The sequence below is a fragment of the Psychrobacter glacincola genome, from assembly GCF_904846075.1.
GTDB lineage: Bacteria > Pseudomonadota > Gammaproteobacteria > Pseudomonadales > Moraxellaceae > Psychrobacter > Psychrobacter glacincola_C.
The window spans coordinates 661,562-687,136 of the sequence record NZ_CAJGZH010000001.1; the positions used below are offsets into that span (position 1 = coordinate 661,562).

The following is a 25,575-nucleotide window of genomic DNA, read 5'->3' on the forward strand; positions in this document are numbered from 1 at the left end:
TATCCGCTCGTAACTTCACTTGTAAATCATCCCTCTGCTAATAAAATCGCCTTACTTTATGGTAGAAAACTGCTAGAATACTCTTTCATGCCTGCGCGTAAGAGTTGACGTCCTGAGCGGTTGAGTGGAGATGATAATATTGGCAAATAAGCTGATTCTAATTATTTTCTCTTGTTATTTCTCCCTTAATGATGGACAGCTACTTTAGCGGTTGCGCCTGACAGCATTTATTTCTTAATTTTATTATTCTATCACCCTTAATTTAGTAGGCGCTTTGTGACTGCATTAGCAAATATTCGTAACTTTTCAATCATTGCCCACATTGATCATGGCAAGTCGACGCTTGCTGATCGTTTTATTCAAATGTGCGGTGCCTTGCAAGATCGCGAGATGCAGGCGCAAGTACTTGACTCCATGGATATTGAGCGTGAGCGCGGTATCACCATTAAAGCGCAGTCGGTAACTTTATTCTACGATCATCCTAATGGTGAGCGCTATCAGCTCAACTTTATTGATACCCCAGGACACGTTGACTTCTCATATGAGGTGTCGCGTTCACTAGCCGCTTGTGAAGGGGCGTTATTGGTCGTTGATGCCGCGCAAGGGGTGGAAGCTCAGTCCGTGGCCAACTGCTATACTGCCGTTGATCAGGGTCTAGAAGTCATGGCGGTACTAAATAAAATTGATTTGCCACAAGTCGAGCCAGAACGCGTTATTCAAGAGATTGAAGACATCATTGGGATTGACGCAGTTGATGCACCACGAGTTTCTGCTAAGTCGGGTTTGGGCGTCGATAAACTGCTAGAAGCATTGGTTGAATTTATCCCTGCACCGACTGGTGATCGTGAGGCGCCACTACAAGCATTGATTATTGACTCTTGGTTTGATAACTATTTGGGTGTGGTCTCATTGGTTCGGGTACGTGAAGGTACTATCCGAAAAGGTGATAAACTTTATATCAAATCAACCAAAGAATCGCATTTAGTCGGCTCGATCGGTGTCTTTACGCCCAAGCCTGTCGATACGGGTATCTTGGAAGCGGGTGAAGTCGGTTTTATTATTGCTGGTATCAAAGATATCGCTGGCGCGCCAGTGGGTGATACGATTACCCACGCCAAAACGCCAGACGTTGAGCGTATTCCAGGTTTTAAACAGATTACTCCGCAAGTCTATGCCGGTATGTTCCCTGTTGAATCTACAGATTTTGAAAAATTCCGTGAAGCGCTGCAAAAGCTACAAATCAACGATGCGTCTTTGTTCTTCGAGCCTGATACCTCCGATGCGCTAGGTTTCGGTTTCCGTTGTGGTTTCCTTGGCATGCTGCACATGGAGATTATCCAAGAGCGTTTAGAGCGCGAATATGACTTGGATTTGATTACTACTGCGCCATCCGTTATCTACGAGATCGTCAAGAAAAATGGCGATGTCATGTATGTTGATAATCCATCAAGACTCCCTGAGCCGAATAATATTGAAGAGTTCCGTGAGCCCATTGCCCGCTGTCAGATTTTAGTACCGCAAGATTACTTAGGTAATGTCATGACGCTTTGTATCGAGCGCCGCGGCGTACAGGTAGATATGCGTTTTATGGGTCGTCAAGTACAGCTGATCTTTGATATTCCGATGGGCGAAGTCGTCATGGACTTCTTTGACCGTCTAAAATCAGTTTCGCGCGGTTTTGCCTCACTTGACTATAATTTTGAGCGTTATCAAGTCGATAAGCTGGTCAAAGTGGATGTACTGATTAACGGCGAAAAAGTTGATGCTTTGGCTATGATTGTGCATGAAACCCAATCACGCTATCGTGGAAATGCGTTGGTGACTAAGATGAAAGAGTTGATTCCGCGTCAGATGTTTGATGTGGCAATTCAGGCCGCGATTGGTAGCCAAATTATTGGGCGTAGTACGGTGAAAGCCATGCGTAAAGACGTCTTGGCTAAGTGTTATGGCGGTGATGTGTCGCGTAAGAAAAAGCTATTGTCTAAGCAAAAAGCGGGTAAAAAACGTATGAAGCAAGTCGGTAATGTGGAGATTCCACAAGAAGCCTTCTTAGCGGTATTGCAGGTTGAGTAAGTCATTACTAATTGACTGGTCAACGATAGTTTTTTTGTGTAATTAGTGGCGCAGTTGATAGTATAGATAGCCAGATAAGTCGCTCGTTAATAGGCAATTGAGTATGGATTTTGATTTTAATTTAATTTTAGTACCATTAACCATTGGTTTGGGTATTATTTGGCTATTAGATAAGCTGACCCTGAAACAGCGTAAAACTCGCGGGCGTGGTCAAGAAAGTCTCTTGGTACGCTGGGCTTACGATTTTTTCCCCGTATTGGCAGTGGTGTTAATAGTACGCTCGTTTTTGATTGAGCCTTTTAATATTCCCTCATCTTCTATGGTGCCGACATTATATACGGGCGATTTTATTGCGGTTAATAAGTATGCCTACGGGGTGCGCCTACCGCTGACGTATAACAAAGTGCTGGATACGGGCGCGCCTGAGCATGGTGATGTGGCGGTATTCCGCTATCCTGAAAACCCAAGTATTTATTATATCAAGCGTGTCATTGGTTTGCCTGGTGATACTGTTAGTTATGATCAAGGGACACTTTCTATCAATGATATCCCAGTTGATACTAAGCCTGTCGATTTTGCGGCGAACCCTGAGTTGACCTCACAGCTTTATTTACCAGGACAAATCGGTCCAGGGCAAGTACTGACCGAAGACAGTGCGGCAGCGATGGGTGAGCAAGAAGAGGGTGAGGCGCAATACTTTCAGGAAACACAAGGTGAAAACAAGCATCTTGTTCGTTACTTGAATGGTATGAATAGTTCTCAATATGCACCATTTTTGCAGAAGCAATCGCCAGAGGTGGTTAGCTCAGCAGGTACCAAATGGCGTATTAGCGTTCCAGAAGGTCAGTATTTTGTGATGGGCGATAACCGTGATCGTAGTGCTGATGGTCGGTTTTGGGGATTTGTTCCTGATGAAAATTTAGCGGGTAAAGCGGTTTATATCTGGATGCATAAGCCACCCGGACTTAATTTGCCAACCTTTGAACGCAATGGCACTATTGATTAAGATTATGTCATTAAGATTATGAGACGCTCTATTGGTTGATTTATCGATAATAGTTTTATGCTAATATTGTTGCTATCTAATAAACGGCTACCTAGTATTTCGGTAGCTCCTAAAAATAGTTGTTTACCAGTAGAGGGATATCATAGTGCAGCAATTATCTGGAATCGCCACACAGCGTGGTGCTAGCGTAACGAGTATCGTTTTAATTATTCTTGTGTTAGGAGTTGCTGCCAAATTGATGGTTGCTATCATACCTGCTCAGATTGGTGATTATCAATTGACCAAGACCTTAAGCGCACAGCTTAAGGAAGCAAATAATAATAATGAGACGGCCAAGCAGTTTGTCGAGCGTGTTAATAGACAGCTATCTATTAATGCTGACTACGATACTCAGGCGGAAGACGTATTTACTTTTATTGATAAAAAGACGGGACAATTGGCTATTCGTAAACAATATGCAGTCACTAACAATTTCTTTGGTAATGTTGATATCGTCAATCGCTTCGAAGGTGATATCGATATGACAACAGCAGAGTAACTAAAAAGAGTGTTAGATCACTCTTAAACTTTTTAATATCTGAATGTCTTTATAATATTTATTAATCCATACTATTACTAACCAAATCAGTAAAACAGAAGGGATAACCACAAGCCACGCATGAAACCAACTTTGCAGCACTCCCAAGCGATTCCTACTCCTCAACAAAATAGCACGTCTGTCGACACGCTGATTGTTAGCTCAGAATTTATTCAGCAATTAGCCGTATTAACACGCAAGTTAGGCTATGTGTTTAAGGACTTGAGTCTTCCCAAACTTGCGTTGACACACCGCTCATTTGATAGCAAAAAAAATTATGAGCGTTTAGAGTTTTTAGGAGACGCTCTGTTAGGAATGATTGTGGGTGAGGCTTTATATCATCGCTATCCTAGCCAAAATGAGGGTCGCTTGACTCGTATGCGTGCCACTTTGGTACGTCAAGAATCATTGGTCATTATTGCGCAAAACTTAGAGCTCTCTAATCATTTGATATTAGGGATAGGTGAGCGTAAAGGTGGTGGGCGCAATCGCGCTTCTATATTGGCTGATGCCGTGGAGTCTTTGATTGGTGCTATTTATTTAGACAGCCAAAATTTGGATATTACTCGCGATTGTGTACTCTCATGGTATGGTGATTTGATTGACAACGTTAATGACCAAAAAGCCTTAAAAGATGCCAAGAGTCGATTGCAAGAGTGGCTACAATCTAAGCAGTTTGATCTGCCACATTATGAGCTGATGGAAACACGTGGTAACGCGCCGCATCAAATTTTTGTTGTACGTTGCCATGTTAATATCAATAACTGTGTTGATATTACTGAATCTGGTGAGAGCCGCCGTATCGCTGAACAAAAAGCAGCAGAACTAATGATTAACCAATTGCATAAACTGCCGAGCTCAGCTAAAAAGCGATCCTAACTAGGATTAACCTATGGATCGCACATACCACTTTTTTTGACAATATATGTTAAGTGACGTTTTAAGAGTCGTTTATTTGAATTAGCGTAAACGTCACACATTTCAAAACCTTAAATATTTCCCAGCCGATAATGGTTTTGCTTTTTTAGTGCTAATACAGCCAATACATCATTAAGCACCATTTAACTGGGTATAAATTCTATAGGATTAACCTATGAGCAATCGTACTGACTTGCCATCCAACGATGAAGATAATGCCAAAAATATGACCGAAAACACAGAATTGAATCAAAACCAAGATAATATCGATACTACTAACGATGGTATCAATCAAGCAGAAGATATTACTTTAGACAACGATATGGCAATTGAAGAATTCTTTGCCCCTAGTAGCCATGCAGGTATTGCTGATGATTTTAAAGCAGGTTATGTCGCGATCGTTGGACGTCCAAACGTTGGTAAATCGACTTTGATGAATCACTTATTGGGTCAAAAGCTGTCTATTACATCACGTAAGCCGCAAACGACTCGTCACCGTATCCACGGTATTTTGTCAAATCATGAGATGCAGGCAGTATTCGTTGACACGCCGGGTATTCATCGCAATGAAGTACGTGCTATTAATGAGCGTATGAATAAAGCTGCGGTATCTGCATTAGTAGATGTTGATTTAGTGTTATTCGTTGTTGATTCAGATCAATGGCGTGATGATGATTTGTTGGTTTTACAAAAGCTTGGCGACACCAATTTAAATGTGGTATTGGTTATTAATAAATCTGATACCTTAAAAGATAAAGGCAGCGTGTTGCCACTGATTGAGACGTTTAATGACAGTTTTGATTTTGCCGATATCGTACCAGTATCTGCCTTAAAAAACCAAAACCTAGATCGTCTACAAGAAGTGATTGCTTCACACCTGCCTATTGCTGCTCCTATCTATGATACCGAGCAAATTACTGACCGCTCAGAACGATTTTTGGCCAGTGAAATTATCCGCGAAAAAATCATGCGTAGCGCTGGTGACGAAGTGCCATATGACTTAACTGTACAGATTGATGGGTTCAAAGATGAGCCTGCGCACACCGATCCAAAGACAGGGCGTCCACGTAAGGCTTGTACTTTCATCGATGCGACTATTTATGTTGAACGTAGTGGTCAAAAAGCCATTGTAATTGGTGATAAAGGTCAGCGTATTAAGCAAGTGGGTATGGATGCTCGTAAAGATATGGAGCAGTTGTTTGATAAAAAAATCATGCTGACACTGTGGGTGAAAGTGAAACGTGGCTGGTCTGATGACGAACGTGCATTGACTAGCTTAGGATATTGATTGAAGAATAGCGCTTGAATCACTTTTCTATGGTTTTGATGCTGAGGTGATAAAAAATGCGCAATGAAGCGTTAGTCGGTTATTTATTGCATCAGCGTCCTTATCAAGAAAAGCGCGCCTTATATTATCTGTTTTCTCAGCAACATGGCGTGATTCATGGTATTGGGAAAAAAGGCGCGCCATTGTTCATGCCATTGCAGCTCTTTGCCACTGGTAAACGGGATTTAAAAACGTTTAGTCAGATCAATATTGCATCGCAACACACAACTCAAACAGGCATAGCAAAAGATTATGGCATTGCCACTGTTTTAGAAGCACTGCCCTACGAAAATATTACAGGTCAACATCAATATGCGGCGTTGTATTTAAACGAAATACTATGGCGGTTGTTGTCGACTGAAGATCCAATGCCGGTATTATGGCTACATTATCAGGACAGTCTGTCTCAGCTTAGGCGACCTTTGAGCGCCAACGAATTACGGTTGTGCTTGCGCCAATTTGAGCAGCATTTATTCAATGAGTTGGGTTTTATCTTAATGTTGACTCACGATAGTGTTGAAAACATCATTCAGCCTGACGATTCTTATCGCTTTTTACCTGATGTTGGTTTAGTGCCTGTCTTGCAGAATGATATAAAGACTGAGCATTTAGATAATACTATGGGGCAAATTTTTTTCAAAGGTACTGATATCATTGAGATGACGCAGTTAGGTATTACTGAAAAAACCTTAAATAATTGGTCAAAAATCCATCGACAGTTTATTGACCATTTACTGGATTATCAACCATTGCAAAGCCGCCTATTATGGCAGCAGCAACAGCGTTACCAATAAATAATAGCACTATCCTCAAAGTGCTATAACCAATCTGATTGGTGCTGAGACTGTCTAAAGTTTCATATTCTTGTACCGTTGATCAGTCAATTGGGTTTCGTTATCAAAAAAATTTCTTATGACCACTGCTTCATTACCTTCATCTAACAACGCTTTGCAAAAACCTTTATTAGGTGTAAACATTGATCACGTAGCAACTCTGCGTCAAGCGCGTGGGGTTAGTTATCCAAGCCCTTTAGCCGCCGCTCTTTGGTGCGAGAAGGCGGGAGCAGACGGTATTACTATCCATCTACGCGAAGATTGTCGTCATATTAAAAACGCAGATGTTTATGAGATAGCAGGGTAGTTGACGACTAGAATGAATTTAGAGATCGCCGCTACCAATGAGATGCTAGCGATTGCTTGTGACGTCAAACCATTTTGGGTATATCTAATACCTGAAAAACGAGCAGAGTTAACAACAGAAGGCAGTCTTGATGTCGTAGGGCAGATCACTTAGTTGACAGACTATATTGGCAAGTTACAAGCGGCAAGTCTAAAGGTTTCTTTATTCATTGACCCAGAAGAAAAGCAAATCGCTGCTGCTATAGAAGGCGGCGCTGATGCTATTATTTACATACAGGCGCTTATGCTGAGGCAAGCTTGGTAGCCGATATGGACATGCAAAAGGCTGAGCTGAAACGAATTAAGCAAGCTCTTGCTACTGCTTGACGCAGTGATAATAAGCTCTTAATTAACGCAGGTCATGATCTAACACGTGATAATGTGAGTGCTATCGCACAAATTGAGGGTATTTATAAGTTGAATATCAACCATGCATTCATTGCAGGCGCTGTACTTGTAGGACTCGAGCAGGCCGTCATTATGATGAAAGAAGCAATGTATACAGATCTATAAAGCTATCAAAAAAATGTGAGTGGTAATTTATGTCATTGGTAGTTTTTTATTCGTCACATTCGGTGGGATGATCTTCGTTAAGTTTTTGTTTAACAATACCTCCTTGGTTAAATGATATTAGATACATTGCTTCATTATAAGCAACGATGGGACAGTATTTTATATGACCAAAATGTCCTCGTGGTTTGCCACTATCACCCCAAAATTTGGTGTAGTGGCGTCGACTCCCAACTCTTAAACTTAACTTACTGTATTTAGGATTTAAAGACTGCTGAACGACTAATGAATCTACCTGAGCATCAAAGTGATTATTGTCATTTTTATCTATGAATAACAAAAGTGTCTTATCGCTGTCTCTATGGCAGCGCCCTCCAGTATCAGACAAGCAAACAATCACATTCTGTCTTCTGATGTAACTCTCAGCCTTGGCTAAGGCAAGAGAATTCTCTAACTGACTTTGAATCCGTTTGGCTTCCATACGTGCTAATTGCGTTCGTATGACTGGGGCTGCGATCGTCACTATAATTGCTAATACACATACAGTGACGATAAGTTCAACCAGCGTAAAACCCTTGTTATTTCTATTAACAGTGCTTGGGTCTGTTCTAGTGTTTGTATTAGGTGCTCTTTTATAGAGAGATACTATATATCTGTGATACACATAAAGAATCAATCGGCTTTGAGCTAGCCTGTGCTTATTTGAAGTAAAAACCCATAACATAAATGCTGAGAGCTTTTTATAACTTGATAATGTTTTATGCAGCAATGCCATGAGGCTTGTTACCTATAATAAGTAGTTTAGTTCAATAAAACAATCTCGCTTCTTTAAATGTTATTCAATCCAATCATTGCCTAAAATCGAGCCAATATGCGCGCGAAATTTTGGAGTAATGATCAAATTTATGATGTATGAAATAATGTTGAGTGCTATAATATAAACAGAATATATGTCTACTGTCAAAAAATGTTTCAATTAGTGAATGACTGGTTTTAATAATAGAGAAAAAATACTAACTGTACTAAAATACGCCCAGACAATAGATACTGTTAGGTTTACTATCTATTGTGAACTGACATACAAAAGATAAAAAGCGTAAGGTGTGTTAGTTCTAGGTAACTTAAGCTGGTTATTGTGTTTTAGTTACGACATTATCGTGTAATAATGTGTAGCTCGTTAACGAAAAAAGTTGTAAACTGAATTGATAATCGCTAAGCTACTCCTTAATTGGTTTTGCTTTGTCACTTAAAATTCGTAAAAGATGTCTATTTTAGAGCATCTTGAGAAGCGGTTTTGCTTAATGCATCACTCAAATTATCCTTTGGAGGAAGTCCATGAAATTGAATAAAATTGCTCTAGCTCTGGTTGCTGTAGCAGCTGCACCTTTAGCAGCTAATGCTGGCGTAACTATTAGCCCATTGTTACTAGGTTATCATTACACTGGCGAAGCTCATGACGAGCAACGCGAAATTTTGAAAACTGGTAAAAACTTGTACGTAAATGCTGATGGTAATAACATCGACGACGGTACTCCTTTTACTGGCGCTAATGGTCATCCTAATAATGGCGGCGTAGCTAAAGAAAGCAGCTTATACACTGGTGCTGCACTAGGTATTGAACTAACTCCTTCTACTCAGTTCCAAGTAGAGTACGGCGTGTCAAGTGCAAACGGCGAAGCTTCTGAAGATTCTGCTGATGCTGGCGTTAACCGTTTTGACGTAGAACAAACCATGCTTTCTGGTAACTTCTTAATCGGTACTGAAGAATTTACTGGTTATACTGATAGCGCATTCAAGCCATATGTATTGGTTGGTGCTGGTCAATCTAAGATCAAAGTAGAAAACCAAGAAACTTATACAGCTGCTGAAGGTTCTTCTGTAGGTACAGTTACTGCTGGTACTGAAGTTGCAGAGTCTAAAGATACTATTGGTAACCTAGGTCTAGGTGCTATGTATCGTATCAATGACGCTTTAAGCCTACGTGGTGAAGCTCGTGCGATTCATAACTTTGATAACAACTGGTGGGAAGGCATGGCTTTGGCCGGTCTAGAAGTTGTACTTGGTGGCCATTTAGCACCTACAGTAGCAGTACCACCAATGCAAGAGCCAGTTATCGATACTACTCCAGTAGTCGTAGTTGAATCTGATCTTGATTCTGATGGCGATGGCGTACCTGATAGCATCGATGCATGCCCAGGCACTCCTATGAATGTTGTAGTAGATGAGCGCGGTTGCCCAGTACCAGTAGATATTACTGATGAGCTGAAAATGGAACTACGTGTATTCTTTGATAACGATAAATCAACGATCAAATCACAGTATCAACCTGAAATCGCTAAAGTAGCAGAGAAGATGCGCGAGTATCCTAACTCTACAGCACGTATCGAAGGTCATGCTTCTAAAACTGGTCCTTCAGCACGTTATAACCAACGTTTATCTGAAGCCCGTGCCGTTGCTGTTAAATCTATGTTGACTAACGAATTCGGTATTGCTCCAAACCGTATATCAACAGTTGGCTATGGTTATGACCAACCAATCGCTCCAAACGACACTGAAGAAGGTCGTGCTATGAACCGTCGTGTTTATGCCATCATCACTGGTGACAAAACAATGACTGTTGAACAAACTAAAGATATGGTTGTTCAGTAAATAGTATTGGACCGATTGTTTTACTAAATATATAGTTACAAAAAAAGTCACCTAATGGGTGGCTTTTTTTTATTTATGGATTGAGAAAAGCAAGTTATTACATAAATTTGTGAAGCAATAATGTTATACTAGCTGCCCAAACATTCTGTAAATTGACAGAATGTACATTAGCATAGCTATCTGTATGATGAATTTATCAGTGTAGATACTTGATTATATTGAAATTATTTGATTAACCGCATCTATTGTGCAGTCTTCTAAAAGTAAGTACTCAATATCTATCTGGTTGATGATAAAAGTTTATCCAGCGGCGCTTATTGCTACTGCATTTTTTTAAGACGAAACGAGCATTTTATATGGCGAACGATATCAAACACCTGCGTAACATTGCAATTATTGCCCACGTTGACCACGGTAAAACAACTTTGGTTGATAAGTTATTACATCAGTCTGGTACTTTTGGCGACCGTGCAAACATTGCTGAACGTGCAATGGATTCAGGCGATATTGAGCAAGAACGTGGTATTACCATTTTGGCTAAAAATACAGCCATCCGCTGGACAGATAAGACTGATGATACTGAATATCGTATCAACATTGTTGACACCCCAGGTCACGCCGACTTTGGTGGTGAAGTTGAGCGTGTAATGTCTATGGTTGACTGCGTGCTTCTAGTCGTTGATGCGGTTGACGGCCCAATGCCACAGACCCGTTTTGTGACGCAAAAAGCGTTCGAGCAAGGTCTAAAACCTATCGTGGTCATCAATAAAATTGACCGTCCTGGCTCACGCCCTGACTGGGTAATGGATCAAATCTTTGATCTTTTTGATAACTTGGGTGCAACTGATGAACAGCTTGATTTCCCAGTTGTTTATGCCTCAGCATTGAATGGTATTGCAGGTTTGGAAGCTGACGATTTGGCTGATGACATGACACCGCTTTTCAAAACAATTGTTGATGTGGTTCAGCCTCCTCAAGTTGATGCTGACGCACCGTTCCGTATGCAAATCTCAAGCCTTGATTACAACAGTTTTGTTGGCGTTATCGGCATTGGTCGTATTCAGCGTGGTAAAGTTAAAACCAATACTCAAGTGACTGTAATCGACAAAAACGGCAATACCCGTAACGGCCGTATTTTGAAAATTATGGGTTATCATGGTCTTGATCGTATTGATGTTGAAGATGCACAAGCTGGTGACATCGTTTGTATTACTGGTATTGATTCGCTTAATATCTCAGATACGATTTGTGATCCTAGTGCTGTCGAAGCGTTACCAGCATTAACGGTTGATGAACCTACCGTTTCAATGAACTTCCAAGTAAATAACTCACCTTTTGCTGGTCGTGATGGTAAGTTTGTGACCTCGCGTAATATCCGTGAGCGTCTTGAGCGTGAATTGATTCATAACGTAGCATTACGTGTAGAAGATACGGAATCTCCTGATAAATTCAAAGTATCAGGTCGCGGTGAACTTCATCTATCTGTATTGATCGAAAACATGCGCCGTGAAGGTTTTGAGATGGGTGTTTCAGGCCCAGAAGTTATCGTCAAAGAAGTGGATGGTAAATTACAAGAGCCGTATGAAAACGTTGTTTTTGATATTGAAGATGAGCATCAAGGTTCTATCATGGAGCAGGTTGGCTTGCGTAAAGGCGAGATGACCAATATGGAACTTGATGGTAAAGGTCGTATGCGTATCGAAGCGACGATGCCTGCCCGTGGTTTGATTGGTTTCCGTTCTGAATTCTTAACCTTGACTTCAGGTACGGGTATCATGACGTCAAGCTTCTCACATTACGGTCCACAAAAGATCGGTGATGTTGGTGGTCGCTCGAACGGTGTCTTGGTTTCTATGGCGAAGGGTGTTTGCTTAGGTTTTGCGCTATTTAACTTGCAAAAACGCGGTAAGTTATTTGCTGAGCCACAGCTTGAAGTTTACGAAGGTATGATCGTTGGTCTTAACTCACGTAACGATGATATGGCTGTTAACCCAACGACTGCTAAGCAGTTAACCAACGTTCGTGCGAGTGGTACTGATGAAGCATTGACGTTGACTCCAGCAGTCAAGTTCACACTTGAGCAAGCGCTTGAATTCATTCAAGATGATGAATTGGTTGAAGTAACACCTAAGGCGATCCGTCTACGTAAGCGCTATTTGACTGAAAGTGAGCGTAAGCGTCACGGCCGTGGTAAAAAAGGTGCTTAATATTGAGCCATGAATTACTGAGTAATTTATTGGATTGATATTTTATAGAAGCATTTGATGCTGTTTTTATTTAATAATGGTCATCAAGATAGCTAAAAAATTAGCAGTATAGAGTGAACTAAATATGGTTCATTTTATGCTGCTTTTTTTTGTTGTAATTTCCATAGAATATAGACAGAATAACCGACAGTAGTAGTGTTTCTCACTATTACTCTTAAGGCTCAAGATTGGGTCGACTGTTGAGATACTTATTCGATTATAGATTGGTATTTTGAGGAGAAAATAATGAGTATGGTTTCTGAGTTTAAAGAATTCGCTTTAAAAGGTAATGTGATGGACTTAGCGGTCGGTGTCATTATCGGTGGAGCATTTGCTACTATCACAACGTCCTTAGTTGAAGACATTATTATGCCAATAGTGGCCTTCATAGCAGGTGGCGAAATCAATTTCAAAAACATGTTCTTAGTGTTGGGTGATGCGCCTGAAGGTGTTGCCATGACCTATGATGCTCTCAAAGCAGCTGGCGTTCCTGTATTAGCCTATGGCAGTTTCATTACTGTACTGATTAATTTCTTAATTTTAGCATTTATTATTTTTATGATGGTTAGAATGGTTAACAAAATGCGTCGTAAAGAAGAAGTACAAGAATTGGTAAAACAACCTTCAGAAGAGGTGCAATTGCTTCGTGAAATTAGTGCTAAATTAGGTAATACCGCTGTTTCAAAATAAAATATGATGATTTGATTAAAAACACAAAAAAGGCTAACGTCGTGTTAGCCTTTTTTATGGATAATTTATAAATGCATTGTCTTTAGCGCAGTTGTATCATTTAACCAGCTGTTAATATAAAGACTATGGCGTAACTACGACATAATCGTTGGTATTAATCAAAATCTCAGATGGTTGATCAACGACAATACGGACAACATTATCATTAGTCACTTGTGATTTGTAATAGTTGTCTTCAGCCACAGTACAACCTAAGCAGCGTCCCATCGCATCCCAAGGTTCAACAAAAAGTTTCTGCTGCGCCTGATCCGCATTACCACCGATAAGCGAGAAGGGTAGACTAACTAGGTAGGCGGCAGTACCAGCAACGGCACTGACCAGTTGTAGAGGTTTACCCACTACAGTATCAACCACCATTGTCTCATAAGAAGGCCCAAAGTCTGTCTCATCAATTTCTATGGCTGCCAAGGCAGGATGCATAGTAGCAGCCATTAAACTTAAGCTTGCGGCTATAGTAAAGGCTTTTTGCTTAACTGTGCGTTGGTTTTTGGCTTTAACAGTCATAACGATGTCCTAAAATTCATAATTGGTATGATTATTAGCTGCTGCTATTTCCACACAGAGACAATTTCCCTATATAAACAATGCGCAACGATAAGTAAGCTAAATATATTACAGATGTATAAACATTATGCACTATTTATGTAAGTGCTCATACTATTAAAGCAAGATGTGTGTCAATAAGCAACAAAAATGGCGCGCGATATAATAATCTTAGTGCAAAATAATAAGACACTTGGTAAAGAGTATTGTGCTGCCATATTCTACGACTTGATACCTAAGTTATTCTGGTACTTAAGGCGAAACAGATAGTGATAGTTTCAGATAATATTTAAAGGATTGGCTGACAGTTGGGGCAGAATACACTGGCGCGACCATTAATTTTGATATTCTCAAGTACGGCATCACAATGCGGACAAGTTTCCCCTTGTCTACCATAGACATTTAATGTCTGCTGGAAGTAACCGGTTTGGCCATCTGCTGCGGTGAAGTCTCGCAGTGTCGAGCCACCAAGTGCTATCGCCTTTTGTAAAATAACTTTAATATGATCGACCAAAATAATCATCTGAGCATGGGACAGTTGGTGAGCGGGGGTGGCTGGATGAATAGCTGATAAATATAGGCTTTCAGTCGCATAGATATTACCGACACCCACGACGACCTGTTGTTCCATGATGACTGATTTTATAGCGCGAGCAATGGGCTGCTTTTTTGATTTGGCGTTGCCAATTGCTACGGTATCAGCACTGTGATCAAGCAAGTTTGACCGTTGAATCAACTGATACAAATAGTCTGCAGTAAATTCATCTGATAATGGTTCAGGACCTAAATGATCTAATAGCTTAGCACTATAATCCTTGTGCCATAACACTGACCCAAAACGTCTTGGGTCATAATAATGTAGTTGGGATTTTGTATTATTAACGCCCTTAAAAACAATGATGATGAGATGATCATGCTTGCGCTTTTCAGTACCGTAGCTCTGCTGTTGCAGGCTGCCCGACATGCCTAAATGAACCAAAAGTTGACGCGGTACTAACGTAGCAGTTTGAGCTGCAGCGCTATCATCATTGGGTAATAAAGGTAAAAAGTTAAGAATTAAATATTTTGCGCGGCGCTCAACGCTATCTAGCGTGTAATCAATCAAGCTGTCTAAATCATCTGGCATCGCCCAGCGCAGCTTTGGCTGGAAAACTTTTATATCGATGATGCGTTGCCCTAATAGCGGTGCAAGGCTGGTTTTGGTTGTTTCTACTTCAGGCAGTTCAGGCATGATTTTTTTATAATAACCTTATGATTCAGTGGACGTATTTTGTGATTTTATATCTAAGCGACGGCGCGGCGAGCATGCAAGATACCATGCTGTTGCTCTAGTTTCGCCAAAAGCTTAGATAGGTGCGCCAATCCTGAGACTTCAATATGAAATTTCAAAAAGGCAATGTTATCATCATTACTAAGGGTTTCAACTTGACGGATATTGACATTTTCTTTATCAATAATTTGCGTCAAATCACGCAATAGTCCGCGTCTATCATAGGCTTCTACGTGAATATCAACGGGTTGATAACGACCAGCTTGTACCCGCCACGAAGCCTCTATTTCGCGCTCAGGATCGCGTTCAATCAAGCGCGAATATTCAGGGCAACCACGATTATGGACACTGACACCTCGTGATAAGGTGATGTAACCAGCAATTGGCTCGCCATGCACAGGGTGGCAACAGCCTGCTAGATTGATTTCTATATTATCCAGCCCATCGATACGAATTTTATAAGCATCGATTTTTCCTGCCTCTCTAGCATCTATACTTGGCGCAAAATGTTCTGGCGGTCTTTCAGGTTCTAGGTGTAGCTGACGAGAGATGTGGCTGGTGAGTTGGTTGAGACCAATGTCGCCTGTGACCAATCCAACGATAATATCATCAGTCGTATTGACATGGAAATGCTGAATATAGTCGTTTAAATCGATACTATTGGGATGTACCGATAGTCGTTCAAGCTCTTTACTGAGCATTTGACGACCAATTTCAATGTTCTTATCACGGTCTTGCTTATTGAACCATTGACGCAATTTTGAACGTGCACGGTTGGTATGAATGTATCCAAGTGAAGCAACTAGCCAATCACGGTTGGGCTCACGTGATGCTTTGGTGATAATTTCAACTTGTTCACCCGTTTTGAGTTGATAGGTTAATGGTACATAGCGCTGATTGACTCGCGCAGCTTGAGCACGATTACCAACTTGTGTATGTACATAATAAGCAAAATCAAGAACGGTCGCCCCTTTTGGCAGTTCAGTAATGTCACCATCACGGCTAAAGATATAGATGCGTTCGAGCTCGTCAAAATCAACGAGTTGCTCTTCTTCGTCAAACTCCATACCCTCTATTTCTTCACCTGTTAGTAAAGATGAGCGCGGTTGGTTACGAGTTTCATTATTGATCGATAACAGCTGACGCAGCGAGCTGATTCTTTGATTAAGATAATTGTCTTTTTTATTCTTTAGACCTTCTTTGTAGTTAACATGAGCACACATACCAAGCTCAGCTTCGAAATGCATTTCATGAGTACGAATTTGCACTTCCAGTGACTTGTTTTCAGCAATGACTGCCGTATGTAGTGAGCGATAACCATTGGACTTGGGGTTGGTAATATAGTCATCGAATTGTTCAGGAATATATCGCCACAAGCCATGTACCAATCCAAGCACGTGGTAACAGTCTGATGGGTTGGTGACCAATACTCGCAGCGCGCGAATGTCATAAAGCTGATCAAACGATAAGCCTTTGAGCTTCATTTTTCGGTAGATAGAGTAGATATGCTTGACTCGTCCAGAGACCTCACCTTCGATATTAGCCTCTGCTAGTGCTTCATTAAGCTTATCTTGTACACGCTGAATATAGGACTCGCGTTCGCTGCGTTTTTCGGAGAGCAGTTTGGCAATCTCTTTATAGCGTTCAGGCGCAAGGTAGCGAAAGGCTAAGTCTTCCAGCTCCCATTTAAGTTGCGCAATGCCCAAGCGATGCGCCAGTGGGGCATAAATAGTCATGACTTCACGCGCCACACGATTCTGACGCTCTTCATTAGAAAAGGTCAATTCGCGCATGGCGAAAGTACGCTCAGACAATTTGATAAGCACGACGCGTACATCATTGGTGACGGAAATTAGCATGCTATAAATATTAGATAGCTGGTCGCGCTGATTGTTTACGAAGTGATCTTCTAGACGCTTATTGCTTTCAATAATCTCAGACAGCTTACCCATTGCCAAGGTATCTTTGACTAGGGTCGATATGTCTGCACCGAATTTTTTCTCGATATCAGCGAGGCTTATGATTGATTTTCGCGCACTACGATAGAGCATTGCAGCCACAAGAGCGTCTTCGTCTTGGTAGAGATAGGTCAATATGTCTGTCATGCCAATACCAGTGACATAAGCGCCTGAACGCTCAGACTCGCTAGTATTCATATGACTGCGAATAAATTCACAAGCAGCATTCAAGTGAGGTACAGAATCTTGTCCGATACGTTTGGCGACATTGTCTAACCAAGTGGGAACATCAATATTGACTTGATCTAAATCAATCGCTTCGAGCTCTTTATCTGAGAGAGCATTATTTTTATCTAAAAGCGGGTTATCAGAATATTCGTTTTCAAGCTTTGGATCATGACTATGAAAAGCATGTAGTGCTGAGCGATCAAAAGTGGTGTGTAGTTTATGAGTGGACAGCTGGTATTTGATATCGAGGGGGATTTGGGCATAGCTATTGGCAGACTGGTGCGAGCGTTGGCTCGCGACCAGTTGAGCGGCAAGTGCTGCACTATCGGCTTGGGTGGTCTGTCCATCCACCAGCGGTAATCCTTCACGAATTTTTACCATAGCCGACTCCTCTTAGCTATTTTGAATTGATTATAACCTCATCTACTATGCACACACGTTGAACTTACGATTCATAAAGTATCAGCTATAAACCAATATAACTGCTAAAAAATCTGTTTTTTAGCAGTCATAAAATGCGCGTAAAATATATAAAGCTATGAGTGCAAACGTTCACAAGGATTGAAAAAACCAGCCTAGGAATATTGTTTACTATTATCTCACTTTAAAGAGACAAATCAAGCGAGGCTATGTAATGTCCGCGGTTAATCAGGATAAATAACCATCATTTTTTGCCACCGCTTGACTCAAATTTTGACTCAAATTTTGAATCAATGTCAGTGACCTTTAGCATGGTTATTTAACGCTCTGAACCGCTTACTTAACCGTAAATTGAATTACACCGCTACTTTTTCAAAACGAGCGATGGACTCAACATGACCGGTATGACAGAACATATCCATCACGCCAGCATGAGTCAGACGATAGCCTTGCTCTAACAATGCTTTTGTATCACGGGCGAGGGTTGCAGGGTTGCAAGAGACATAAACGATTCTCTCAGCGTTAAATTTCGGCAAGTACTGCATAATTTCCCAAGCACCAGAACGCGGCGGGTCGATCAATAGCGCATCAAAGCCCTGATTCGCCCAAGGTTTATCGGTACAGTCTTGCGTCAAATCTTGGCTATAAAATTCTGTATTATTGATGCCATTACGACGTGCGTTATCGGCTGCACGTGCGGTCATCGCTTCGCTGCCTTCAACACCAACCACAGAACCTGTCTCACCAACGAGGCGCGCGAGTGGCAAGCTAAAGTTGCCTAGACCACTGAATAAATCAAGTACGCGTTCACCTGCTTTTAAGTCTAGCAAATCGCAAGCAAGCTTGGTCATTTGACGATTAACGGACAGGTTCACTTGGGTAAAATCTGTCGGGATAAACTCGAAAGTCAAATCGTATTCTGGCAATTGGTAATACAAACGACCAAATTGCTGGCTCATGTCATCATTTTCAGTCAATGCAATACGCTGGATACTGTCCGCACCTTTAGACTGCAAATATAGCTGCCAGTTGCGTGCGGCAAAAAACACTTTTAGCTTTTCTATATCAGCGTCTGATAACGGCTCCAAGTTGCGTACGATAAGGGCAACGGGCTGATTGCCATCTGGCAGCTCAGGCATCTCCTCACCCATGGCCAACTCAAGCTGAGCAATTTTGTTACGACTCTCTAGCGTACTAATCAGTGTTTTTAAGTTTTCAATCTCAAAACCAATTCTTGGATCTAAAATATGACACTCATTTAATTCTGCCAAAAAGTTACTTGAGCGCTCACGAAAGCCAACAAGCGCGGTTTCTTTTTTGGTGACATAACGCACACCCAATCGTGCTTTGGTACGATAACCAAGACGATCACCAACCACTGGAGCAAGCCAGTTATCAGGCGTGACATTGGCTTGGTGTATCAGCATTTCAGCCAATACAGATTGCTTAAAGTTGATTTGACCGTCTGGCTGCCAGTGTTGCAAATTACAGCCGCCGCAGACGCCAAAATGTGGGCAGGGCGGTACGGCACGTTCAGAATTTGGGTTGGCAGTAATACTGACAGCCTCGCCTTCTTCAAAGCTGGCACGGCTATTGGTTATTTTGACCAAGGCACTTTCACCCGGCAATGCAAAGCTTACAAAGATTTTTTTGCCATGTTTGTCTTCGATATGGCCATCGTCTATACCAAAACCATTACCATAAACGGCAACGCCGCGACCATCATGCGACAAACCATCAATGGTGAAGGGCAGAGGTTCTGCATCCTTTAGACGGCGGCGTGTCTTTGATGAGGGTTTAGATTTTTTCTTATTAGGCGGAATAGTAATCGTTTGGGTCTCGCTCGTTGGTGGCGTAACATCAGAGGTTGTAGACGTTTTTGAATCGGTGGGTTGCATAAACCTGCCTTAATAATAAATGATAAATAACTAAAAAAATGAGGATAAACGCGATGTCTTATACCGCGCCTTCATATAACTTCATTTGTTATGATGTGGGCGCAGATGACCAATCAGCGATGAAGTCTTGATGGCGGGCATGACCATCTGCTTGGGTATATTTTACTAAATAGTCATAGCTCTGCTGCTGCCAAGCGTCAAAATCTTGTGAGGATAGTTGCCCAGTTAAACGCAACCAGCGCAAATAGATTAGCCATGTATTCATGACGTCAGACTCGCAATAAATAGACAGCGTTTGCCAGTCATTAGTGCTGACAAGCTCACCAACCATACTACCGTCGACAGCTGTTTTACCCGGTAGACCATATAAGCTTGCGACAATATCCATGGCTTCGCGGCGGCTGGCACCATACTGGCTAAATCTGTCCATCAAATCAAGGTGACGCGTGTGGAAGCGATTGACATAATTATCAAAGCGCATATTTTTGATGCGCTCGCCTTCTTCAAATAACCATGGCGCTGATAAATCGTATTGCATAGCCCGATATATCAGTACAGGAATATCAAAACCTGAGCCATTCCAACTAATAAGCTGTGGCAATTTTTCAAGGTCACTAAATGCCCGAAAAAATTTGGCAAGAATATCTTTTTCACTGAATTTATCAGCGGTCAATGAGAATAACGACAACTTGCCATCTTTGATATATAACGCTGAGATACAGATGATACGCTGCAGTGGCAAGCGCATAAAATCATGCCCAGCTTCTTGTATTCGAAGCGCTGTGAGTGCGCTCAATGCATCTGCATCATTCAAATCTGCCAATTGCGGATAGATACGGCGCGCCGCATCGGTATCAGCGACAGTTTCGATATCAAAGACCAGTATAGGGTCGGATGGTAGAGCTTGTGACATAAGAAATCCTGATTGAATCAACTAAACTGAGCAGCGTTGTCTGTGCGTTAAGTAGTTTATGTGCGGTTATCGACATTGCTGTTGTCAATATTGTCGTCGTTAATATTGTATAAACCCGTCGACAAATAACGATCGCCGCGATCACAGACAATAAAGGCGATGACGGCATCAGGGTTTTCTTTAGCGACTTGTACGGCAGCCCATGCTGCAGCACCTGATGAAACGCCCGCGAAAATACCTTCGGTTTTGGCCAGTTTGCGCATATAAACTTCTGCGATACGCTGATCCACATCCATGATTTCATCAACCAAATCTGCGTTAAAGATACTCGGCATGTAAGCTGCAGGCCAGCGGCGAATACCAGCAATCGAAGCTTCTTCATCAGGCTGTAGTCCGATAATTTTGATATCTGGATTTTGTTCTTTGAGGTATTGCGATACACCGGTAATAGTACCAGTGGTGCCCATTGAGCTAATAAAATGAGTGATTTTTCCTGCGGTTTGCGCCCACAGTTCAGGCCCTGTGGTCAGGTAATGGGCTTGACTGTTATCAGGGTTATTAAACTGATCCAATACGATGCCTTTGCCATCTGCTTGCATTTGCAGCGCCAAATCGCGTGCGGCTTCCATGCCTTCATCCACCTCGATTAACGTCGCACCATACGCAATCATGGCATCTTTGCGCTCTTGAGTTGAATTGGTTGGCATCAGTAGCGTTATCGGATAGCCACGCATCGCGGCGACCATGGCTAAAGCGATACCAGTGTTGCCACTCGTGGCTTCAATCAGCATGTCGCCCGCTTTGATGTCACCGCGCTGTTCTGCTTGATAAATCATATTAAAAGCAGGACGATCTTTAACAGAGCCCGCTGGATTGTTACCTTCAAGCTTGGCCAGTAATGCAGCACCATTGGTCAGCTGCTCTTGCTCAGGTAAGCGCTGCAATTTAACCAATGGCGTCTGACCGACACAATCAGCAAGTTTGGTGACTTGAGTAATGAAATTAGAGTTGGAGATAGCCGTTGCGGACATAAAGTATCCTTGTTAATTTTTAAAATTGATTTTTAATTACCGTTTATTTTTTAATTATCATTTTGATTTTTGAATAAATATCTTGATACGGCTGCTATTGAGTGAAGTAAGTAATTTGATCATTAATGATATTTCTACCGCTTTAACCAAATAGCAATAAATGAAAAGTTGCGTCATTATATCATTTTGTTTTTAGCTACGCTGAAGGCATCAAGAGATTTTGGTAAATGAGTGGTGTTTAAAAAGGGCTGGACAGTTAAAATGCCTTTGCGCCATAGCCACTCACCATGATCGATGAAATGCGTTATAGTTATGGCAATATATAGGTACGGCAATAACAAGAACCGCTAAATTTATCATGGGTAGGCAGTTATCATTTTTAAAATGACGATAGCTTTGAAATGAGGAGAGCTTTGAAATGAGCACAGCCCCTAAAAAAATTATGATTGGCTAACACCGCTTACCGCCGCTATTGATTCATAGTGCAATTTTCTGTAGAGAGTAAAGCTAGCATGGCATACAAAAAACGTTTTGATACCAGCAGTGCGTATGGCCAGTTGATTATATTGGTGTTCCTACCCATTTGTATCTTGGCAGCGGTGGGCGGTATTTTGGTCTTTTATGAGACCATGCGTGCCAGCAATTCCGAACAAGAAGTATTGGCGGAGGCGGTGCTGATTCGTTATACCCCAGCGATTGCAGAGCTAATCCCTGAGCTGTTAGCGCAAGATCGCCAGCAAGCAGACGGCGAACCCAATGCGGATGGCGGAGTGAGAGCAAATGATGCCACTCAAACGACCATCACAAAGCTTGAGGAAATTCAAGATAAGCTGGGTCGTATGCAGTCTGAGCAACATGTACAGCGTATTGCGATCATCAATGAAAGCAATCAAGTACTCGCCGCAGTCGGTTATGGACTGAACGAAGCATGGCCTGCAATAGACACAACAAAGAAGTTTTTATCGCAGCAACCAACGCCTATTGGAACCGCTTATGGCAGTGTATTAGGGGAGTTTGAAGGACAAAAACTGTGGCTGCTCGTCGATATGGACAATGAACCACTCTATATCGCCCGCTACCGTATCGCCATGGCGTTAGTGATTACTGGCTTGTTCACTATTTTAATTTTATTGCTGAGTTTAAATATTTATTCAAAGCGCTGGATAGCACCAATTTATGAGCTACGTTTGCAGTTGCAGCGCACCCATGTCGACAATCTGTATCAGCCTATTCCCGTTGAGTCAGATGGTGAGCTGAACTTATTGCAGCAAGATTTGGTCAAAACTTTGCGCCGCTTGCATAGGAGCTTTCAGGAATTAAAAGACCATGCCGAGCAAACTGAGGATGATTTGCGTCTTGCGTTTGATGAGATGGAAATGCAAAACATCTCTATTCGTAATGCACGTGATGCGGCAATTTCAACCAGCCAAGCAAAATCGGCATTTTTGGCCAATATTAGCCACGAGCTGCGCACGCCATTAAACAGTATCGATGGCTTTATCAATTTGCTGGCAAGGCATGGCGAACTAAATCCTGAACAAGATTTGTACGTGCAAACCATACGTAAGTCATCAGCACACTTGCTTGCCTTGGTTAACGATGTTTTGGACTTCTCTAAAATTGAAGCGGGCAAGTTAGTACTTGACCGTCATGAGTTTGACCTTTATGACACCATTTATGACGTGGTCGATATGCTTTCGCCGGTATCCGCAGAAAAAGGTCTGCGCATGGCGGTGCTGTTTTATAATGATGTACCGATGCGCATCAATGGCGACGCCCTGCGCCTCAAGCAAGTATTGACCAATATCGTCGGCAATGCGATTAAATTTACCGACAGTGGTGATGTGGTGGTGCGCGTCAGCTTAGATGATCATCGTGATAATTATCTCATGATCAGTGTGCAAGACAGCGGTAAGGGCATCTCTTTAGCCGATCAAAAGATGCTGTTCCAAAGCTTTAGCCAAGGCGACCCTTCAATCACTCGTCAGTATGGTGGCACAGGGTTAGGACTCGTCATCTCCAAGCAATTAACGCGGCTGATGGGCGGTGATATTGGCTTTCATGATAATGCTCAAGAGAATATTGCCAATCAGGGCGCAACGTTTTGGTTTCGGATGCCAGCACATGTCGATGTATTGGAAGCGGCTACAGGACAGACGATTGAGCTACCAGTCTTGGCGCCGCTGGCGAGTGAGACTGATGAATTTAACGTATTGGTCTGGATTAATCATACTGCGTCTATCCAAGTGCTCAAAGCCAGCTTGCAATATTTGCCGATTAAATTGACCCAAGCCAACTCCTTACCAGGCGTACTTGAGTCATTAAAAGAGCATGGTAATTATTGGGATTGGGTCATCGTCGATGATGATACCCAAGACGATATGATGGCGTTACTCAAACAAATTCGTCTGCATTATCAAGGCAAGCTTGCAGTATTTGGTTATCAAGTTGCCGCCGATCAAGCATTATTAAATCGTTATCATGCCAATATTTTGTATGAGCCTTTAGACAAAAGACAGCTTTATGCCATGCTCGACACCCAAAATCGCAGTACCAAAAAAAGCGTGCAAGAACCGCGCTGGACAGGGGTGACGGTACTGGCAGTCGACGATCATCTGCCCAATTTGTTGGTGCTCGATGCATTACTTAGTGAGCTTGGCATCCAAGTCATCACAGCGAGTAGTGGTTTTGACGCCATAGAAATTATCAGTAAACAACAAACCAAAAATATCAAAACCACAAAAAATGATAAGCAAAGTCTGTCGAATAAAACGCAAATCTCTAAAGCTGAAACGCGCGATGAGGTGAATAAAAAATCAAATAGTACGCTTTATGAAGAGATGAATACCGACGATAAAGTTGCTACTCAGGATAAAGGTCATATTGATCTAATATTCATGGATATTCAAATGCCGCGTATGTCAGGACATGAAGCCGCAAGACAAATTCGCAATATTGAAAATGATGATAGCCGTATCCCGATTATTGCGTTGACTGCCCATGGTTTGGCTGATGAGCGAGACAAACTGATCGCTAGTGGCATTAATGACTATGTGGGTAAGCCCATTAGCCAGCCTCAGTTATTACAAGTACTGCAAAAATGGCTTGGACGTACAACGACAATGCCGCAGTTAACAGCGTTGCCTGATACCAATCTGCATAGTACGGATGTGCACAATACTGATGTGCAGGTTATCGATTTATCAAAAGATAACTCACACTCTACCGACTCACAAAATAGGGAGGCTGAAACGTATTCAACGTGGCCATCAGACTCTACAACTATTGCCTATCCTATGGTGAAAGGGGATGAAAATAACCGTCATAGCGATTCTAATACAATCAATCAGCCAAAAATAACGCGTCCTTTATCATTGAAGAAAATTCGTGATAACTACTTGCGAGACAGCCAACCTCGTGAGGATTATAGACGCGAAACACCGCGAAACACCCAGCCACGCTATGAGAACTTGCGCTTACATAAACAAGGACAGTCGCCACTATTAAAGCCATCGGAAACACCGATAAATAGTGCTCATGATGGAGTGGCAATGCCTACAGATTCCCACACATATGCGCAAGGAACAAAGAGTTGGGACAGCAGTCACCACCATTTAAGCCATCACTCTTTGGGGGCTAACGAAAGTGATGGGTTTGCTATTTTAGATTGGCAAGACGCGTTGACCCGCTCAGCGAATAAGCCCGACTTGGCGGCCAAGCTTATCATTATGATGCTTGATACTATTAATGATGAAAAGCAGGCGCTGACGCAAGCGTGGGACGCCCGTGATCGCAGTATGCTAGCGCAAATTGCCCATCGCATCTTAGGCGGCAGTCGTTATACTGGTGTGCCGCAATTACGTCAGGCCAGTCAAGACCTAGAAGATAAGTGCTTGCTGAATGTCCAACACACCACCCCTGCGCAGTTTGCCATGCTTGAGCCATATTATGCCGCATTAATAACAGCGTTAAATAACTTGCAGGCGCTGGATTTATCAGCCTATCCTCAGCTCAATTATCATCGTTTGAGTGAAAATGATATGACGTGGAAAATGATTTAGAAGTGATGGTTTTATGACA

General features: G+C 42.0%; 17 protein-coding genes and 1 pseudogene. 11 read left to right on the top strand and 7 right to left on the bottom strand.

The features are described 5' to 3' along the window. Positions 1-276 precede the first annotated feature (276 nt). The 7 genes and pseudogenes from lepA (at position 277) to JMW85_RS02905 (ending at position 7,592) form a co-directional block, all read left to right on the top strand. Positions 277-2,073 (top strand): translation elongation factor 4, encoded by a 1,797-nt coding sequence (lepA, locus tag JMW85_RS02875; RefSeq protein WP_201580900.1) that lies wholly within the window; start codon positions 277-279, stop codon positions 2,071-2,073. Between the two features lie 103 nt (positions 2,074-2,176). Beyond that, positions 2,177-3,079, top strand: coding sequence for a signal peptidase I (gene lepB / locus JMW85_RS02880; protein WP_201580901.1), 903 nt, complete (start codon positions 2,177-2,179; stop codon positions 3,077-3,079). Between the two features lie 145 nt (positions 3,080-3,224). After that, positions 3,225-3,617 (top strand): DUF4845 domain-containing protein, encoded by a 393-nt coding sequence (locus JMW85_RS02885; RefSeq protein ID WP_227681648.1) that lies wholly within the window; start codon positions 3,225-3,227, stop codon positions 3,615-3,617. Between the two features lie 120 nt (positions 3,618-3,737). Beyond that, positions 3,738-4,535 carry a ribonuclease III gene (gene rnc, locus JMW85_RS02890; protein WP_060490423.1) on the top strand — a complete coding sequence of 266 codons (798 nt, stop codon included), beginning with the start codon at positions 3,738-3,740 and terminating at the stop codon, positions 4,533-4,535. Between the two features lie 361 nt (positions 4,536-4,896). Continuing rightward, positions 4,897-5,862 carry a GTPase Era gene (era, locus tag JMW85_RS02895; protein ID WP_045443844.1) on the top strand — a complete coding sequence of 322 codons (966 nt, stop codon included), beginning with the start codon at positions 4,897-4,899 and terminating at the stop codon, positions 5,860-5,862. A 56-nt stretch (positions 5,863-5,918) separates the two neighbouring features. Then, positions 5,919-6,695 (top strand): DNA repair protein RecO, encoded by a 777-nt coding sequence (gene recO, locus JMW85_RS02900; RefSeq protein WP_201580902.1) that lies wholly within the window; start codon positions 5,919-5,921, stop codon positions 6,693-6,695. Between the two features lie 118 nt (positions 6,696-6,813). Next, positions 6,814-7,592 (top strand): annotated as a pseudogene (locus JMW85_RS02905) (pyridoxine 5'-phosphate synthase). A 46-nt stretch (positions 7,593-7,638) separates the two neighbouring features. Here the strand turns inward: JMW85_RS02905 and JMW85_RS02910 are convergent. Next, positions 7,639-8,364: a GspH/FimT family pseudopilin gene (locus JMW85_RS02910; RefSeq protein WP_227681649.1), complete on the bottom strand. Its 726-nt coding sequence runs from the start codon at positions 8,362-8,364 to the stop codon at positions 7,639-7,641. Between the two features lie 560 nt (positions 8,365-8,924). On the opposite strand from JMW85_RS02910, the gene JMW85_RS02915 reads away from it, so the two are divergent. The 3 genes from JMW85_RS02915 (at position 8,925) to mscL (ending at position 13,174) form a co-directional block, all read left to right on the top strand. Continuing rightward, a complete protein-coding gene (locus tag JMW85_RS02915) occupies positions 8,925-10,238 on the top strand; it encodes an OmpA family protein (protein WP_201580903.1) in 1,314 nt (437 codons plus the stop codon). 356 nt (positions 10,239-10,594) lie between these two features. Then, positions 10,595-12,445 (top strand): translational GTPase TypA, encoded by a 1,851-nt coding sequence (gene typA / locus JMW85_RS02920; RefSeq protein ID WP_055125731.1) that lies wholly within the window; start codon positions 10,595-10,597, stop codon positions 12,443-12,445. A gap of 285 nt (positions 12,446-12,730) precedes the next feature. Beyond that, positions 12,731-13,174, top strand: a complete 444-nt coding sequence (gene mscL, locus JMW85_RS02925) for a large conductance mechanosensitive channel protein MscL (RefSeq protein WP_060490427.1) — start codon at positions 12,731-12,733, stop codon at positions 13,172-13,174. A 123-nt stretch (positions 13,175-13,297) separates the two neighbouring features. On the opposite strand, the gene JMW85_RS02930 is transcribed toward mscL, so the two are convergent. The 6 genes from JMW85_RS02930 to cysM form a co-directional block, all read right to left on the bottom strand. Next, positions 13,298-13,738: a hypothetical protein gene (locus JMW85_RS02930; RefSeq protein WP_198329653.1), complete on the bottom strand. Its 441-nt coding sequence runs from the start codon at positions 13,736-13,738 to the stop codon at positions 13,298-13,300. 328 nt (positions 13,739-14,066) lie between these two features. Then, positions 14,067-15,008: a bifunctional DNA-formamidopyrimidine glycosylase/DNA-(apurinic or apyrimidinic site) lyase gene (gene mutM / locus JMW85_RS02935; protein WP_201580904.1), complete on the bottom strand. Its 942-nt coding sequence runs from the start codon at positions 15,006-15,008 to the stop codon at positions 14,067-14,069. Between the two features lie 53 nt (positions 15,009-15,061). Beyond that, positions 15,062-17,614: a RelA/SpoT family protein gene (locus tag JMW85_RS02940; RefSeq protein WP_201580905.1), complete on the bottom strand. Its 2,553-nt coding sequence runs from the start codon at positions 17,612-17,614 to the stop codon at positions 15,062-15,064. 395 nt (positions 17,615-18,009) lie between these two features. Continuing rightward, the gene (gene rlmD / locus JMW85_RS02945) at positions 18,010-19,551 is read right to left on the bottom strand and encodes a 23S rRNA (uracil(1939)-C(5))-methyltransferase RlmD (RefSeq protein ID WP_201580906.1); all 1,542 of its coding nucleotides are present in this window, start codon (positions 19,549-19,551) and stop codon (positions 18,010-18,012) included. An 88-nt stretch (positions 19,552-19,639) separates the two neighbouring features. Further along, complete coding sequence (locus tag JMW85_RS02950) at positions 19,640-20,464, bottom strand: 3'-5' exonuclease (protein ID WP_201580907.1); 825 nt, start codon at positions 20,462-20,464, stop codon at positions 19,640-19,642. A 56-nt stretch (positions 20,465-20,520) separates the two neighbouring features. After that, positions 20,521-21,495 carry a cysteine synthase CysM gene (gene cysM, locus JMW85_RS02955; RefSeq protein ID WP_201580908.1) on the bottom strand — a complete coding sequence of 325 codons (975 nt, stop codon included), beginning with the start codon at positions 21,493-21,495 and terminating at the stop codon, positions 20,521-20,523. Between the two features lie 512 nt (positions 21,496-22,007). Between cysM and JMW85_RS02960 the strand changes: the two genes are divergently transcribed. Further along, complete coding sequence (locus JMW85_RS02960; RefSeq protein WP_201580909.1) at positions 22,008-25,556, top strand: ATP-binding protein; 3,549 nt, start codon at positions 22,008-22,010, stop codon at positions 25,554-25,556. The last annotated feature ends 19 nt before the right edge of the window (positions 25,557-25,575 follow it).